The 13,893-nt window shown below is 68.3% G+C and carries 17 protein-coding genes; 5 read left to right on the forward strand and 12 right to left on the reverse strand.

Annotated elements, in window-relative coordinates; all coding sequences use genetic code 11:
- The first annotated feature begins 189 nt into the window (after window positions 1–189).
- The gene (locus tag ACQ859_RS16980; protein ID WP_431261898.1) at window positions 190–1,137 is read left to right on the forward strand and encodes a spherulation-specific family 4 protein; all 948 of its coding nucleotides are present in this window, start codon (window positions 190–192) and stop codon (window positions 1,135–1,137) included.
- Window positions 1,138–1,205: 68 nt separating this feature from the next.
- Here the strand turns inward: ACQ859_RS16980 and ACQ859_RS16985 are convergent, their stop codons facing one another.
- Window positions 1,206–1,568: an RNA recognition motif domain-containing protein gene (locus ACQ859_RS16985; RefSeq protein ID WP_431261899.1), complete on the reverse strand. Its 363-nt coding sequence runs from the start codon at window positions 1,566–1,568 to the stop codon at window positions 1,206–1,208.
- A 463-nt stretch (window positions 1,569–2,031) separates the two neighbouring features.
- Between ACQ859_RS16985 and ACQ859_RS16990 the strand changes: the two genes are divergently transcribed.
- Window positions 2,032–2,649 (forward strand): PEP-CTERM sorting domain-containing protein, encoded by a 618-nt coding sequence (locus ACQ859_RS16990; protein ID WP_431261900.1) that lies wholly within the window; start codon window positions 2,032–2,034, stop codon window positions 2,647–2,649.
- Window positions 2,650–2,717: 68 nt separating this feature from the next.
- Here the strand turns inward: ACQ859_RS16990 and ACQ859_RS16995 are convergent, their stop codons facing one another.
- The 7 genes from ACQ859_RS16995 to ACQ859_RS17025 all read right to left on the reverse strand — a co-directional run bounded on the left by ACQ859_RS16995 (window position 2,718) and on the right by ACQ859_RS17025 (window position 8,556).
- A complete protein-coding gene (locus ACQ859_RS16995) occupies window positions 2,718–4,373 on the reverse strand; it encodes a hypothetical protein (RefSeq protein ID WP_431261901.1) in 1,656 nt (551 codons plus the stop codon).
- Between the two features lie 141 nt (window positions 4,374–4,514).
- Complete coding sequence (locus ACQ859_RS17000) at window positions 4,515–5,093, reverse strand: DUF4337 domain-containing protein (protein ID WP_431261902.1); 579 nt, start codon at window positions 5,091–5,093, stop codon at window positions 4,515–4,517.
- Window positions 5,094–5,208: 115 nt separating this feature from the next.
- Complete coding sequence (locus ACQ859_RS17005) at window positions 5,209–5,715, reverse strand: dihydrofolate reductase (protein ID WP_431261903.1); 507 nt, start codon at window positions 5,713–5,715, stop codon at window positions 5,209–5,211.
- A gap of 99 nt (window positions 5,716–5,814) precedes the next feature.
- Window positions 5,815–6,033, reverse strand: a complete 219-nt coding sequence (locus ACQ859_RS17010) for a hypothetical protein (protein WP_431261904.1) — start codon at window positions 6,031–6,033, stop codon at window positions 5,815–5,817.
- Between the two features lie 74 nt (window positions 6,034–6,107).
- Window positions 6,108–6,524, reverse strand: coding sequence for a hypothetical protein (locus ACQ859_RS17015; RefSeq protein WP_431261905.1), 417 nt, complete (start codon window positions 6,522–6,524; stop codon window positions 6,108–6,110).
- The gene (locus ACQ859_RS17020) at window positions 6,521–6,823 is read right to left on the reverse strand and encodes an antibiotic biosynthesis monooxygenase family protein (protein WP_431261906.1); all 303 of its coding nucleotides are present in this window, start codon (window positions 6,821–6,823) and stop codon (window positions 6,521–6,523) included. The genes ACQ859_RS17015 and ACQ859_RS17020 overlap by 4 nt, the downstream gene beginning before the upstream one ends.
- Window positions 6,820–8,556 (reverse strand): FAD-dependent oxidoreductase, encoded by a 1,737-nt coding sequence (locus ACQ859_RS17025; protein WP_431261907.1) that lies wholly within the window; start codon window positions 8,554–8,556, stop codon window positions 6,820–6,822. Before ACQ859_RS17025 ends, ACQ859_RS17020 begins: the two co-directional genes overlap by 4 nt.
- A gap of 162 nt (window positions 8,557–8,718) precedes the next feature.
- Between ACQ859_RS17025 and ppk2 the strand changes: the two genes are divergently transcribed.
- Together ppk2 and ACQ859_RS17035 are read left to right on the forward strand one after the other, a co-directional pair.
- Window positions 8,719–9,642 carry a polyphosphate kinase 2 gene (ppk2, locus tag ACQ859_RS17030; RefSeq protein ID WP_431261908.1) on the forward strand — a complete coding sequence of 308 codons (924 nt, stop codon included), beginning with the start codon at window positions 8,719–8,721 and terminating at the stop codon, window positions 9,640–9,642.
- 69 nt (window positions 9,643–9,711) lie between these two features.
- The gene (locus ACQ859_RS17035; RefSeq protein ID WP_431261909.1) at window positions 9,712–10,236 is read left to right on the forward strand and encodes a GNAT family N-acetyltransferase; all 525 of its coding nucleotides are present in this window, start codon (window positions 9,712–9,714) and stop codon (window positions 10,234–10,236) included.
- Window positions 10,237–10,260: 24 nt separating this feature from the next.
- Here the strand turns inward: ACQ859_RS17035 and ACQ859_RS17040 are convergent, their stop codons facing one another.
- The gene (locus ACQ859_RS17040; protein ID WP_431261910.1) at window positions 10,261–11,031 is read right to left on the reverse strand and encodes an SDR family oxidoreductase; all 771 of its coding nucleotides are present in this window, start codon (window positions 11,029–11,031) and stop codon (window positions 10,261–10,263) included.
- Between the two features lie 101 nt (window positions 11,032–11,132).
- Between ACQ859_RS17040 and ACQ859_RS17045 the strand changes: the two genes are divergently transcribed.
- Window positions 11,133–12,026 carry a cupin domain-containing protein gene (locus tag ACQ859_RS17045; RefSeq protein ID WP_431261911.1) on the forward strand — a complete coding sequence of 298 codons (894 nt, stop codon included), beginning with the start codon at window positions 11,133–11,135 and terminating at the stop codon, window positions 12,024–12,026.
- On the opposite strand, the gene ACQ859_RS17050 is transcribed toward ACQ859_RS17045, so the two are convergent.
- The 3 genes from ACQ859_RS17050 to ACQ859_RS17060 all read right to left on the reverse strand — a co-directional run bounded on the left by ACQ859_RS17050 (window position 12,011) and on the right by ACQ859_RS17060 (window position 13,887).
- Window positions 12,011–12,442: a hypothetical protein gene (locus ACQ859_RS17050; RefSeq protein WP_431261912.1), complete on the reverse strand. Its 432-nt coding sequence runs from the start codon at window positions 12,440–12,442 to the stop codon at window positions 12,011–12,013. The two genes, ACQ859_RS17045 and ACQ859_RS17050, sit on opposite strands and share 16 nt — an antisense overlap.
- A 54-nt stretch (window positions 12,443–12,496) precedes the next feature.
- A complete protein-coding gene (locus ACQ859_RS17055; protein ID WP_431261913.1) occupies window positions 12,497–12,991 on the reverse strand; it encodes a hypothetical protein in 495 nt (164 codons plus the stop codon).
- A 98-nt stretch (window positions 12,992–13,089) separates the two neighbouring features.
- Entirely contained in the window at window positions 13,090–13,887 is a 798-nt protein-coding gene (locus tag ACQ859_RS17060; protein WP_431261914.1) for an SCO family protein, read from the reverse strand.
- Between the last annotated feature and the right edge of the window lie 6 nt (window positions 13,888–13,893).

Raw genomic sequence — 13,893 nt, forward strand, 5'->3', positions numbered from 1 at the left:
ATTTCATGACTTCTCTAAGCGATTGCGCAACGCGCCATCGTATCTAACCGGATGGCGTCCGGCCGATTGGTCGAATGGCCGCATCGACCGGCACTGACGCGCATGTGACTCGGTCAGACACGAAAGGCGGGCCGCGACGTCCTTCGCAACGATCCCTCCGCAGCGCAAGGGTGTTCGCAACGAGCGAACATGGGTACGTCGTTCACGATCGCCACGAAGGTCGCGCGCATGATGAAACCGATGAGCTCCTCAGTGCGGAGCCTGGTCAGATCCCGGGCCGCCTGGATGGTCCTGAGTGCCGCACTCGTCTCACTCACCGCGCTCAGCCCGGCCTGTGAGGCGGCGCCGTCCAACTTCGGCATGCTGGCCTTGTGGGATCAGTCGCCCCGCAGCTACGAGGGACGGGTGCCCCCGGGCAGCCTGGTCGTCATCGGCCCGGTGCAGGGCGTGCAGCGTCTCGATGCGACGCAACGGGCCAACTGGAAAGCGGTCATCCGGACCATCCGGTCGCAAGGGGGCAAGGTGCTCGGTTACATCGCCATGGGACACGGCGGCGTGACACAGGACCAGCAGGCCAGCTTTGCCGCCGTGCCGCTGGAGATCGCTGCGTATCGGGATGTCCTGGACGGGGTGGACGGCTTCTTCTTCGATCAGGCGGGGCCCGATCCGATGATTGCCGGCAAGCCCGACGCGTGCGAGATCGCGAATGCCCGCTGGCAGGGGGTGCGTGCGCATCTGTCCGCGCTCAACGTCGGGGGCACCGTGGTCTGGAATGCGGGCGCCTCCGGGCCCAACCACTGCTTCCTGCGGTCGGCCCGCGCGGGCGAGCATGTCGTGAGCTTCGACGGCCCGGCCGACGATGAGCGCTCGCGGTCCCCTGACGCGCAAGCGCGAGAAGTCGCCGACACGCTCCGGGTCAACACCTGGGCGCTCATCCATTCAGCCTCGCCCGCTCAAATGCAGGAGGCGCTGAAGCGGACCCGCGCGCACTACGTCTATGTCACGGACGGGGCACGCACGCTGGTGTGGGGTGGACCGGTCTGGAATTACCCGCCCAGCTACTGGGGAACGGACGCCGACCCGCGGTCGGAGCGTGGGTGTCTGCGGCGCGTGCAAGCCGGCGCGGCCTGCGATTGAAGGGGCAGGCGCGTCCGGACGAAAAAACCGACCCGGACGAGTCGGTTCTTCTTCTGACGCTGCCGGGATCAGTAGCGTCCGCCGCCGAAGCCGCCGTTGCCGTAGCCGACGTCCGATCGCTTGGTCGAGCGGAACTCGCCCGAGCCGCTGTTGCTGTTGCGACCGCCGCCCTCGTTGCCGCCTTCGCGGGGACGGGCCAGCGTGACGACGATGGAGCGTCCGTCCACCGACATGCCGTTCAGCGCGGTGATGGCCGCCTGGGCGTCTTCCGCCGAGGCCATTTCCACGAAGCCGAAGCCCTTGGAGTTGCCGGTGTCACGGTCGATCATGACCTTGGCGGACTTGACGCTGCCGTGTTCCCCGAAGTTGCTTCGGAGGCTGGCGTCGGTCACGGAGTAGGGCAGATTCCCAACATAGATTTTGGTGCTCAAGTGAGCCTTTCTGAGTCGTGGCGCACGTCGGAAAACCGAGGTGCAAATGGCGCGCACGGGGCGCACGAAGCGTGGACAGAGTCTGAGGTGGCAGATCGTCGATACGCGGAGGGCTGAGGGCCGGGAAGTTTCCGGCCATGCCTTGGGTGAGCTTGATAGCCAGCTCGGTTATACCCTTTGACTGGCACAGCGGTCAATCAATATTATTTTTGGTATTAAAGGACCGCTCAGCGAACAAACGACGAGTTTGCCGGCTCAGCAAGAGGCGTGGGAGGTGCTTGGCGATTCGTGAAAAACGTCACAGCAAACGACGTGCCCGATGTGTCGGATTTGTTGACATTTACATCCCTAGTATTAGGGGTGTTTGAAAAATTTCCATATGAATCATTGAGTTAAAGATGTGGCACGACGGTTGCTTTTGCAATTGCATCAACAATCAGCCGACCTCCCCGTCGCCGACATCATGAAAACCAAGATCGCCGCCCTGCTTGCCACCCTGGCCTTCGCCGGCGCCGCCCAGGCGGCCCCGACTTACCTGCCGGTGGGCGCGCAGACCAACGTCGACATCAACAGCGTCCTGAACGGCGGCTGGACCCAGTGCTACGTCGGCACGATGAGCCAGGCCATCGGCAGCAACGCCCAGAACGTGCTGAGCGCCTGCTCCGGCGACTACCTGATGATGGCCGGCCGCGCGACCGGTTCGAACACGCTGCTGTCGCTGGCCGCCGCCCTGCGCGCCGACACGATCATCGACACCGGCCACACGAGCAACACGCATGTGGCCAACGGCGCGAACTGGTACTTCTCGCCGAACTGGTCGTGGGGCTTCACCGCGCTGGGCGACGGCGTTTCGAACAACGAGTGCGACACCAGCAGCGGTGCGCAGAGCCTGTGCCTGCACACCATGGATTTCGTCGGCGGCTATCGCATCAACGACATCCAGGGTCTGAACGGCAGTACCGCCTACCAGAAGATCTTCTTCCAGGCCTCCGCCGCGGAAGTGCCGGAACCCGCCACGCTGGCGCTGGCCGGTCTGGCGCTGGTCGGTGTCGCCGTGTCGCGCCGCCGCAAGTCGGCCTGATCGACTGCCCCTGAAAGAAAGCCCCGCGGTGCGAGCCGCGGGGCTTTCCTGTTTCCGGGGGCGGCGCCTCAGCGCAGCCGCTCGGTGACGCTGCGCTGCGACGGCCACTCGTTGTGTTCGGTGGCCTTGAAGTTCTCGATCTGCGAGAAGCTCTTCTGCCGGTGCTCGTCGGTCTTGCGCAGGGCGCGCGACACCGAGTCCTTCACCGTGTCGATCAGCGTGGTCACGGTCTTGCTGTCCTTGACCGTGTAGGCGTCGTAGTTGCCCTTGGCGCGGTCGAGCGTGAAGGTGCGCGACTTCTCGTAATGGGCGTCCATCTCCTCGGTCTGCGCCTGCGAGATCGAGCGGCCGCCGGTCGCCGTGTTGGGACGGTCCGTGGTCGTCTGGCTGATCCGGTAGTCGGCGTGACCCGCTTCCTGGATGCTGCCGATGCGGCTGGTGCGCTGCGAGTCGGCGCTGAACGACGCCTTGAAGTCCGCCAGGCCGCTCTGCAGCGATTGCACCTGTGAACGCAGGCCGTCGCTCATCGGCGGCGTGACCGGCGCAACCTCGTCCGCACCGCCGGCGCTGGCGTTGATCGCGATCGGCTGGCCATCGTTCTTCGCGACGGCCTTCGCCACGCTGCTGGCGCTCGACGGATCCTCGTCCACCGGCGGCGCCTGCAGTTGCTGGAACGCGTCCTTGAAGGATTTCGTCATCGCGGCGTCGGCATGGCCGCGATCCGCGGCGGCGTCGATCTGCTTGAGCAGCTGATCGATCGCCGTCCAGCGCTGGCCGTTGGTCGCGGCGCCCTTGGGCGGCGTGGCGTCGACTTCCAGATTCATCTCGCCGCTGGTCGTGCGCATCGAGACCGACTTGGTGTCCGTGCCCAGGTGCAGCGAGAACGCCCGCATCGCGCCGGGCACGTCGGCCGGCGCATTCGGGTTCTCGACCTTCAGGTCGAGGCCGCTGAGCACGCCGCCCCGGTCGAAGGCCATCAGCTTGGACAGGTCGAGCGTGGGCGCGCCTTCTCCGAGGCCTTCGAGCGCGCTGTCGAGCCCGTCGCCGAGGTCGGCGAGCGCCTTGCGTTCCGCGCTGCTGAGCGCGCCGGAACTCTTGACCTCGACCTGCAGGCCGCGCGTGCCGCCCTGGTCGCCGTTGTTGACGCCGATCTTGAGCTCGACGGTGTGCCCGGACCGCGTCTGGATCGTGAGGTTCACTTCGGCGGCGTTCGTGCTGACGCCGCCGAGGGCCTGCTCCTGCAGGGCGGCGGCCGCCGCAGCGGTCGCGGAGGCGTCGGTGCCGCTGGTGCCGTCACTGGCGCCGACTGCCCCGGCCGCATCGGCGCCCGGAACGTAGTCGGCGAGCGTCTGCTTGTAGGCGGCACCGGTGTCGGCGAGTTGCTTGAGTAGCCCGCTGCCGAGCCCGCGCCAGCGGTCGGCCAGCGACACCGCGTCCTTGCCGCTGTTGCGGGTCATGAGCTCGCTGAGGCCGTCGTCGCGCGCATTGGCCCAGAAGCGCTGCGGGCCGAATCCCGGTGCCCTGGGTTTCGCGTAGACGAGGTCGCTGGCGTCCGCCGCGTCCAGCGTCACGCGCGTGGGCCCGGACGAGGAGGTCGTGGACGCAGCCTTCGCGGCGGCGTTGGCCGCCTGCGCGGACACGCCGGCGGGGCGGTAGGTCGAGGCCGTGCGGCTGGCGGCGATGCGGTCCAGCACGCTCGCACCGGTCGAGGTGATGAGGGTCATTGCGAAGCGCCTCCCTGGCGGCAGTCCCGCCGAGCTCTGATGGCGTGGCGGTGATCCCTTCGCTATCGACCGGTCTCCCCGGAACTTGAGCAGTCTCCCCCGACGGAGGGAGGGGCGCTCGGGGGATGGCGCGCTCCGCGGTCAGACGTGCAGCCAGGCCGCGATGCCCAGGCCGACGCCGATCGCACCGGCGCCCAGGGTCGCGTACTCCATCCAGCGGCGCTTGGTCAGCAGCGCGATCGCGGCGAGCGCGATGGCCACCTGCAGCGCCGTCGTGGCCTGCGCCCAGCGGTGATGGAGGTGCAGCTGCTCGTCGCTCTTGTGGTCCCACTCGGTGGACTCGGCCTCGAGCTTCTCGGCCTGGACCTTGATCTCGTTCTTCTCGGTCTCGTAGCGGGCGATCTTCTCGCGGTACCGGGTCTTCTGTTCCTCGCTGGGGGTCAGGTCGAGCGCGAACTCGGCCAGGTTCTGCTTGCTGCTCTTGGCCTGGAAGTAGTTCCAGCGGTTGGCGGCTTCGGTCTTGGTGATCGCGGCGTTGTTCTTGAACAGCCCCGCGTTGGCCTGCGTGGCGCCGCCCATGTAGGAGAAGAAGGCGCCCAGCGTGGCCAGGATCGCGGTGATCACCGCCAGTTGGCCGGCGAGCCCCTTGGGCTCGTGCTGCGCGGCGTGTTCGAGTTCGTGGTCGTGCGGACCGTGGACGTGGAAATGATTGCCGGACATGGGTCGGAGTGTGGTGTCGAGGAAGGGAGGGGAAGGTCGGCGCCCCGGGGCGATGCGCGCGGCGCTCGGTCGCGCGCTTCGGCTGGGGCGTCTGCCGGGGTGCTGAACGGTGGCGTCAGCCGCGGCGCTCGTATCGGACGAAGTCGTAGTGCCAGTCGTGGCCGCGCTCGGCGGGGCTGTGATGGCGTTCTCTGCGCACCTCGGCGAAGACCGTCGGATCGACGGCGGGGAAGAACGCATCGGCGTCGAAGGCGGCGTCGATCTCGGTCAGTTCGAGCGCGTCGGCGCGGGGCAGGATGAGGTCGTAGACCTGCGCGCCGCCCATGACGAACACGGCCTCGTCCGGCGCGCAGGCGGCGAGGGCCTCGTCCAGCGTCGCGAAGACTTCAGCGCCGTCGAGCCGGAGCCCCGGCTGGCGCGACAGCACGAGGTTGCGGCGCTGCACCAGCGGCCGGAATTTCGCCGGGATCGAGTCCCAGGTCTTGCGTCCCATGACGACGGTGTGACCGATCGTGAGCGCCTTGAAGCGCGCCATGTCTTCCGGCAGGCGGACCAGCAGTTCGTTGTCGCGGCCGATGCCGCGCGCGCGGTCGAGGGCGGCGATGAGGGTCAGATGAGGCATGGGGATGAAGAGGGAACCGGAGGGACGCAGGTCGGCGGGAGGCAGGTCGATGCGAGACAGGGACGGGAGTTTACGGAGCTTGCGGGATGCGCATCAGTTTCAGTTTGGCGGCATTGTCCACAGCACGTATCCAAGGAACAGCAGGCAGACGATGCCCAGGAGGATGAACAGGATGCCGATGCGCACGGCGTCGCGGCCGCTGCGGAGAATGGGTGTGGGACTGTTCCGGCTGATGTCGACCGACCTGCGCCGGATGGCGACGACGCCGTGGCTGACGAAACCCAGGCTGAGCACGCCGAACAGCACCGGGACCACCATCGATCCCAGCGTATCCCGGGGAGCGGCGCTGCGCGCGGTGCCGCGCTCGCTGCGGGTGACCGGCGCCGCATATTTCAGTGTGAACCGGCCCAGCGTCGTCGCGCCCCCATGCCGAGGCTGATGTAGTCCCCAGCCATCGGTTCACCGTTCTTCCAGGGGCCGACCAGTTGCAGGTAGCCGTCGCAGACGCCGTTGCGCCCGATGATCAACTGCCCTTGATCCAGCATCCAGGTGAGCGGCTCGTCGATGGGGAAGCTGCCCGCGTTCGGACGTCGCGACCACTCGACCTCGACCTTGCGCCAGTCGCCGCTCCTGCAACCGTCGCCCTTGTAGGCGGTCAGCCGGACGGTGCTTTCGACGATGACCCGTTGGCGGTCGTCCTCGACTCGCAAGTCCCAGCGGCCGAGAGGGTTCTCCTGGGCCATCGCCGCCGCGCCGACGAACAGCCATACAGAGCACAGCCACAGCGCCCGTAGCAACCGCCGGATCAACCCGCGGCTCCCGCCACTGCCTCGTAATGCGACACCACCGGGAACGGGTCGTAGAAGTGGTGCAGCAGGGCGCGCCAGTCCTGGTACTGCGGCGACTGGCGGAAACCGACCTCGTGGTCCTCGAGGCTGCGCCAGCGCACGAGCAGCAGGTACTCGCCCGGGCGCTCCACGCAGCGCTGGAGCTCGTGCCCGAGGTAGCCCGGCATGGCGGCGATGATGGCCTGCGCCTGCAGGAACGCGGCCTCGAACGCGGCCTCATGGCCGGCGCGGACGGGGAGCGGGGCGACTTCAAGGATCATGGGGACCTCCGGGGCCGCATTCTCGCCAGACATTGATGAATCTGTGCGACGACTGCCGCCCCTTCGCCGATCGCGCCGCCGACACGCTTCACCGACCCCGAGCGCACGTCGCCCACTGCGAACACGCCGGGGACGCTGGATTCCAGCGCGGCCGGACCGCTCTCGATCTGCCACTCCAGGTCGGCGGCCAGCGTCGGATCGGCCCGCCGCTGCGCGCGGCGCACGTCCGCGCCGGTCAGCACGAAGCCCTTCTCGTCGGACAGCACCGGGCAGCCCGCGAGCCAGTCCGTCTCCGGCTCGGCGCCGACGAACAGGAAGACGTTGCGCGTGTCCTGGCGCGACTCGGTGCCGGTGCGGCCGCAGCGCCAGGTGACCGCGTCCAGGCCGCGCAGCGGATCGCCGTGCAGCTCGGTGATCTCCGTGTACGGGCGCAGCTCGATGTTGGAGGTCGCCTCGATGCGGTCGATCAGGTAGCGCGACATGCTGTCGGCAAGACCCGGCCCGCGCACCAGCACGTGCACGCGCGAGGCGTGCTCGGACAGGAACACCGCCGCCTGTCCGGCCGAGTTGCCGCCGCCGACCAGCACCACCTCGGTGTCGACGCACAGCGGCGCCTCCAGCGCGGAGGCCCAGTACCAGATGCCGCGGCCTTCGAAATCGCTCAGGCGTGGCACGGCCAGCCGGCGGTAGCGCGCGCCGCTGGCGATCACGGCCGTGCGGGCGCGGAGCTTGCGTCCATCGGTCAGGGCGATGAGGAGCTCGCCCTCCGGTCCTTCGCGCGAGCAGTCCAGCGACTGCACCTCGGTGGGGATGAGGAGTTCGGCGCCGAACTTCTCGGCCTGCACGCAGGCGCGGCCGGTCAGGGCGCCGCCGGAGATGCCGGTCGGGAAGCCGAGGTAGTTCTCGATCCGCGCGCTGTTGCCCGCCTGGCCGCCGTAGGCGCGGCGGTCGAGCACGACCACGCGCAGCCCCTCGGAGGCCGCGTACACCGCCGTCGCCAGGCCGGCGGGACCCGCGCCGGCGATGGCGACGTCGAAGAGCTCCTCGCGCGGCGTCGCGTCCACCATGCCGATGCAGCGCGCCAGCGTCGCCTCGGGCGGATTCACCAGCACCGCGCCGTCCGGACAGACCGCGACCACATCGCCGGGTGCCGCGCCGTACTCTTCGATCAGCGTGGCCGCGGCGGCGTCCTGCGCCACGTCGACGACCCGGTACGGCTCGCCGTTGCTGTGCAGGAAGCTCTGCAGCCGCAGCAGCGCGGCCGAGTTCGGACGACCGATCAGCACCGGCCCGCTCGCGCCGGATTCGATCAGGCCCACGCGGCGCAGGATCATCGCCCGCACCAGGCGCTCGCCGAGGTCGGCCTCCGCGATGATCAGCGCGCGCAGCTGGCTCGGCGGGAGCAGCAGCGTCTCCACCGTGTCGACCGCGACCGCGTCCACCAGCGAGGGCTTGCCCGACATCGCCGCCAGCTCGCCCGAGAAGTTGCCGCGCGTGTGCTGGATCAGCGGCGTGGTGTTGCCCATGCCGTCGCGGTGGCAGACGTCCACCGTGCCGCCGAGGATCAGGTAGAGCCCCGGCCCGGGCTTGCCCGCGCTGAGCAGCGTCTGCCCGGGCAGGAAGGTCTGCGGCGTGCCGAAGCGCTGCATGCGAGCCATGTCGCAGGCGCTCAGGCGCGGATACATCTGATGGCGGCGGGTCTCCAGCGAGTGGTGCGAGGCTTCCGGGTTCATGGGCATCTCCTGCATCGATGCGATCTTGAACCGACCTTCGGCAGGTCCGTCCACGAGGAAGCCCTGATCCGGCGTGCGCGGGAGAGGCGGCGAGCTGCTCGTCACGCCGTCGTCACCGCGCTGGCGGATGATCGGAACTTCCGCAATTCCGCCTCCGCCGCCATGAGCTCTCCTTCCGACCGCGACGATCTCGTCGAACGCATCCGCCGCGACCTGCAGGATGGTTATGACGAGGAACTGGAACTGGAGATCGAGGACCGCCACGTCGACGAGGCGCTGCGCGCGCTCGACGAGAGCGACTCGACCGAGGCGCACAGCGAGCGGATCGCCTACTTCAAGCACCTGTTCCGCCTGCAGCGCGAGCTGGTGAAGCTGCAGGACTGGGTGCAGCACTCGCGGCAGAAGGTCGTGATCCTTTTCGAGGGCCGCGACGCCGCGGGCAAGGGCGGGGCGATCAAGCGCATCACGCAGCGGCTCAACCCGCGCGTGTGCCGCGTGGTGGCGCTGCCCGCGCCCAACGACCGCGAGCGCACGCAGTGGTACTTCCAGCGCTACGTGCCGCACCTGCCGGCGGCCGGCGAGATCGTGCTCTTCGACCGCAGCTGGTACAACCGCGCCGGCGTCGAGCGGGTGATGGGTTTCTGCGGCGAGGACGACGTCGAGGAGTTCTTCCGCTCGGTGCCCGAGTTCGAGCGCATGCTGGTGCGCTCCGGCATCACGCTGATCAAGTACTGGTTCTCCATCAGCGACGAGGAACAGCACCTGCGCTTCCTGGGCCGCATCCACGATCCGCTCAAGCAGTGGAAGCTCTCGCCGATGGACCTCGAGTCGCGCCGCCGCTGGGAGGACTACACCCGCGCCAAGGAAGTGATGCTGGACCGCACGCACATCCCGGAAGCGCCGTGGTGGGTCGTGGCCGCGGACGACAAGAAGCGCGCGCGGCTGAACTGCATCCAGCATCTGCTGGACCAGTTCCCGTACCACGAGGTCGAGCGTCAGGAGATCCGTCTGCCGGACCGCGAGCGCCACGAGGACTACCAGCGCCATCCGGTGCCGGAGTCGATGTTCGTGCCGGCGAAGTACTGAGAAGGTTCTGAGAAGCTTTCGAGAAGGCTATGGACCGGTGCCGCATCACCCATCTGGGATGATGCGTCGATGAGCACAGAAATCGCGTTCCGTTCCGGCGCGCCGGACGATGCGTCGGTGATCGCAGCGCTGGCGATCCAGGTCTTTCTCGATACCTACGCCACCGACGGTGTGCGGCCGGACCTCGCCCGCGAGGCTTTCCGCGAATACGCCATCGATGCTTTCGCCGCGAGGTTGCGCGAGCCGGAGCGGCGATTCGTGCTCGCGTTCCGGGACGCGGGATTGGTGGGGTTCGCCGAGGTCGTCGTCAGCGATCAGGCAGCGCCGGCGGGCGAGCTGCAGGGGGCGGAACTGATACGTCTTTATGTGCAGCCGGCGTTTCAGGCGATCGGTCTGGGACGTCGCCTGCTGTCGGCCGCGGAGTCCGTCGCGGCGGAGGCGGGCTGCGCGGCGCTGTGGCTCACCGCCTGGACAGGCAACCATCGCGCGTGCGCGTTCTACGACCGCCAGGGCTACGCCGATATCGGCCAGACGGTCTATCACTTCGAAGGTCAGGACTATCCGAACCGCGTGTTCGGCCGACAGCTCGCCTGAGGTCGATTTCTCGCGGGAAGTGCTTCAGCCCGGAGTGAGCGAGGAGGGGGCATGGCGAGCCCCAACGAGCGCCACCGCGTCCGGACCGGCGGCCCGATGCAAGCGGTCCGACGTGTCGTTGGCGGCCAGCCAGACGGCCTCGGCGACGTCCTCCGGCGTCGTCGTGAGCGAGGCGCCGACGAACTCCGCGAAGACGCCCTGCGCGAAGCCCGCGTAGGGCTCGGTGATCAGTCCCTGCATACGCTCGCCGGAATTGGCGGAGAAGTTCGTGCCGGGCCCGTAGCCGGGCTCGACGAGGCGCACGCGCACGTCGAAGTCGTGCAGCTCCAGGGCGAGCGACGCGCTGAAGCCCTCGACTGCCGTCTTGCTGGCCGTGTACGCGGCCACGAGCGGGAAGGGCGCGAGCGTTGCGCTGGACGTCACGTTGACGATGGTCCCCGAACGCTGCGAGCGCAGGCGCGGGATCACCGCCTGGCACATCGCCATCGTGCCGAAGGTGTTGGTCTCGAAGACCTCGCGCACGGTGGCCATCGGCGTCGCCTCGAAGGCGCCGAACAAGCCGATGCCGGCGTTGTTGACGAGCAGGTCGATGGTGTCGATCGCCTCGAGTGCGCGGGCGATGCTCTCCGGCCGGGTGACGTCCAGCGTCACGACATGGAAGCGGGACGATGGCGGGATGCCGATGTCGCGCGGGGTGCGCATCGTGGCGACGACCTTCCAGCCCTGGGCGTGGAAGCGGCGGGCGGTAGCGAGGCCGTAGCCGGACGAGCAACCGGTGATCAGGGCGGTCTTCATCGGAAATCTCCTGAGGGGGTGGACACAGGGAGCAACGATAGTGATCCGGCGCCGGACGGTCGATGGCGTATCGTCTGTATTTATTTGGCCATCGTCCGAACATGAGTGATCCCCTTTCCGATGTCGTGCGGCTGCTGCGACCGCGTGCGGTCATGGCGAATGTGATCAGCGGCAAGGGCGGCTGGGCGGTGCGTTACTCCGAGTACGGCCAGCCCAGCTTCTGCATCGTGCTGGAGGGCCGCAGCCTGCTGGCCGTGGACGGCCACGAACCGGTGACGATCCAGGCGGGCGACTTCGTCCTGCTGCCGACGACGCCGGCCTTCACGTTATCCAGCGTCGAGACCGTGCCCGCGATGCCGATGGATCCGCGCGAGGCCGCGAAGACGCGCGGCGGGCTGCGCTACGGCGAGCGCCGCGGCGCGGCGGACATGCGCTCGCTCGGCGGCGCTTTCGAGTTCGACTGCGCCGATCCGGGTCTGCTCGTGGCGCTGCTACCGCGCGTGGTGCATGTGCGCGGCTCGGAGCGGCTGGCCTTGCTCGTTCAACTGGTCAGCGAAGAGGCGATGGCGCCTAAACCGGGCGGCGAGTTCATGCTGTCGCGCCTGGTCGAGGCGATGCTGATCGAGGCGATGCGCGCGAGTTCGACCGCCGATGCGCCGCCGGGGATGCTGCGTGGCCTGGCCGACGACCGGCTGGCGAAGGCGCTGCAGCTGATGCACGCGCGGGTCGAGCGGTCGTGGACGGTGGCGCAGCTCGCGAAGCTGGCGGCGCTGTCACGGTCCGCGTTCTACGAGCGTTTCACCCGCACGGTCGGCGTCGCGCCGATGGAGTACCTGCTGGTCTGGCGGATGGAGATCGCCAAGGAACTGCTGCGCGCGGGCAAGCTCGCCGTCTCGGAGGTGGCGGAGCGCGTCGGCTACGGCTCGACGAGCACCTTCAGCACGGCGTTCAGCCGGCAGGTCGGCATGCCGCCGAGCCGCTACGCCAAAGGTTGAGTGTCAGGCGCCTTGCGCTCGACATTGATGAGGAAGCTGGCGACGACCTGGACGATGCCGCTCAACATCCAGATCCAGAATCCGATCCCACGGCCGGTGATCTTCGAGAAGTCCCCATTGGTTGACGTGATGATGGACTGCTGGAGCAGGAAGCTCGACATGAACAGGAGCGCGAGCACAGCGAAGATCCTAGCCTGGATCCGGTGACCGCCCGCCGTGGTGGTCCACGCGCCCAGCATCAACGGGTTGGCCAGCCACGCCAAGGCATGCTGGCTCCACGACCCGGCGAAAAGCGCGAACGGACCGGCCACGAGCGTGATCCAGCCGGGCGCTAATGCACTGGGGTTGGGAGCATCGATGTAGAAGGCGTCGTTGAAGAGGCTGACGACGTAGAGGGCAAGGCTGAGCAGCGTCACGCCGCGCGGCAAGGCATGGATCGAAGGAGACGGCATAGCCGATGTTAGCGGGCCTTATTGACGCTGCACCGCCGCTGGCGCCGCATCGGACGCCCCATGCCACCGCACCATCAGCCGAAGGCCCAGGAGAACGCCCATCGCCATCAGGCCGATGCCCGCGGCCTGTTGCTCGTCGAACAGGTAGTTGACGCAGAGCCGCGTCGTCGCGTCCATGTAGAGCAGCCCGGCGGTGGCGAGCATCCAGCCGACGTTGCCGAGCAGGAAGGTCTCGATGCCGAGCGTGAGCCGTCGCCTCGCCGTTCCGAGCAGGAATCCCGCGGCCCAGAGCGAGACGTGCTTGAGCAGGTCCACGCCCGGCGACAACAGCGCGAGATCGAGCGCGGCTGGAATCATCCACACGAACGAGGTCGCGATCACCAGCAGCACCGACGTCAGGCCGAAGGCGTCGAACGCCGCGATGCGGCTGAGCATCGGGCCGCTGATCTGGCGGCCCGCGCAGAGTCCGGCGAGGACGAGCAGCGGCAGCTGGACGATCATGTGCGTGAACATGCTTGCCTCCACCGCATGGCGGAGCGGACCGATCGGCCAGATCAGCGGCGACGCAATGAAGAGCCAGCGGATCGTCTGCGTTGCATTGGGTGGCCACCTCATCGCAAGCCTCCGACATCGGCTGCCGTGCCGACATCGCCTGCGGTGCCGACATGGCTGGCCGTTTCGCCGTTGCGCGCGACGTATGCACCGCTCGGTCGTTCGCCCTCTCCCGCTTGCGGGAGAGGGAGGGGTGAGGGCCAGTGGCCTCTCGCCTGCCGCAGTGCGGTTTCCCAATCGTCGTAGTCATGGATGCCGAGCACCACGCCGGAGCTGTCGATCACATGGATGGCGCCGTTGTGGACGAAGCCGCCGAGTCCATCCGGAATCGCGATGACGCCCAAGGCGCCGGTCAGGTCCTGCAGCGCCGCCATTCGGATCGGCGCGACGATGGCCCACCGCTCGCCATCGGCCCGATGCAGCGCCGCGTAGGCCCGCAGCGCGGGCACCGTGTCGCGCTTCGGATCGATGCTGACGGAAAGCAGCCGGACATCGCTGCGTCCTTCGCGGCGGAGCGCGTCCTGCATCCGGTAGAACTCGGCGCCCAGCGTCTGGCAGACCGACGCGCAGTTCGTGTAGATGAAGTCGACGACATAGGCGGCGGGCCGCGACGTCGATCCGGCCGGTGCAGTCGCGTCGAAGACTTCCAGCGACGCACCGTTTGCAGTCACCAACGATGTCGGCACCGCGCGCAGCGCGCTGCGACTCACCTCATCGCGCCGCAGGTCCTCGAAGGTCCAGAGCTCGAAGCCCCGCGTCAGATGGGCGATCGCCCCTGCTGCGACCGCGAGGACGACCGCGCAGACCGCGAGGGTCGGCGCCAGGCTCGTCGTCGGCCGTGAGGCGGAATCGTTCATGCTCGC

It is taken from the genome of Roseateles chitinivorans (assembly GCF_050632235.1).
Classification (GTDB): Bacteria; Pseudomonadota; Gammaproteobacteria; order Burkholderiales; family Burkholderiaceae_C; genus Roseateles; species Roseateles chitinivorans_A.

Coding starts and splice junctions, on each gene's coding strand:
- ppk2 (WP_431261908.1), top strand. CDS start 8,719: ATGAGCTCTCCTTCCGACCGCGACGATCTCGTCGAACGCATCCGCCGC.
- ACQ859_RS17005 (WP_431261903.1), bottom strand. CDS start 5,715: ATGCCTCATCTGACCCTCATCGCCGCCCTCGACCGCGCGCGCGGCATC.
- ACQ859_RS17045 (WP_431261911.1), top strand. CDS start 11,133: ATGAGTGATCCCCTTTCCGATGTCGTGCGGCTGCTGCGACCGCGTGCG.
- ACQ859_RS16990 (WP_431261900.1), top strand. CDS start 2,032: ATGAAAACCAAGATCGCCGCCCTGCTTGCCACCCTGGCCTTCGCCGGC.
- ACQ859_RS17040 (WP_431261910.1), bottom strand. CDS start 11,031: ATGAAGACCGCCCTGATCACCGGTTGCTCGTCCGGCTACGGCCTCGCT.
- ACQ859_RS17060 (WP_431261914.1), bottom strand. CDS start 13,887: ATGAACGATTCCGCCTCACGGCCGACGACGAGCCTGGCGCCGACCCTC.
- ACQ859_RS16980 (WP_431261898.1), top strand. CDS start 190: ATGGGTACGTCGTTCACGATCGCCACGAAGGTCGCGCGCATGATGAAA.
- ACQ859_RS17025 (WP_431261907.1), bottom strand. CDS start 8,556: ATGAACCCGGAAGCCTCGCACCACTCGCTGGAGACCCGCCGCCATCAG.
- ACQ859_RS17035 (WP_431261909.1), top strand. CDS start 9,712: ATGAGCACAGAAATCGCGTTCCGTTCCGGCGCGCCGGACGATGCGTCG.
- ACQ859_RS17010 (WP_431261904.1), bottom strand. CDS start 6,033: ATGGTGGTCCCGGTGCTGTTCGGCGTGCTCAGCCTGGGTTTCGTCAGC.
- ACQ859_RS17055 (WP_431261913.1), bottom strand. CDS start 12,991: ATGTTCACGCACATGATCGTCCAGCTGCCGCTGCTCGTCCTCGCCGGA.
- ACQ859_RS16995 (WP_431261901.1), bottom strand. CDS start 4,373: ATGACCCTCATCACCTCGACCGGTGCGAGCGTGCTGGACCGCATCGCC.
- ACQ859_RS17000 (WP_431261902.1), bottom strand. CDS start 5,093: ATGTCCGGCAATCATTTCCACGTCCACGGTCCGCACGACCACGAACTC.
- ACQ859_RS17020 (WP_431261906.1), bottom strand. CDS start 6,823: ATGATCCTTGAAGTCGCCCCGCTCCCCGTCCGCGCCGGCCATGAGGCC.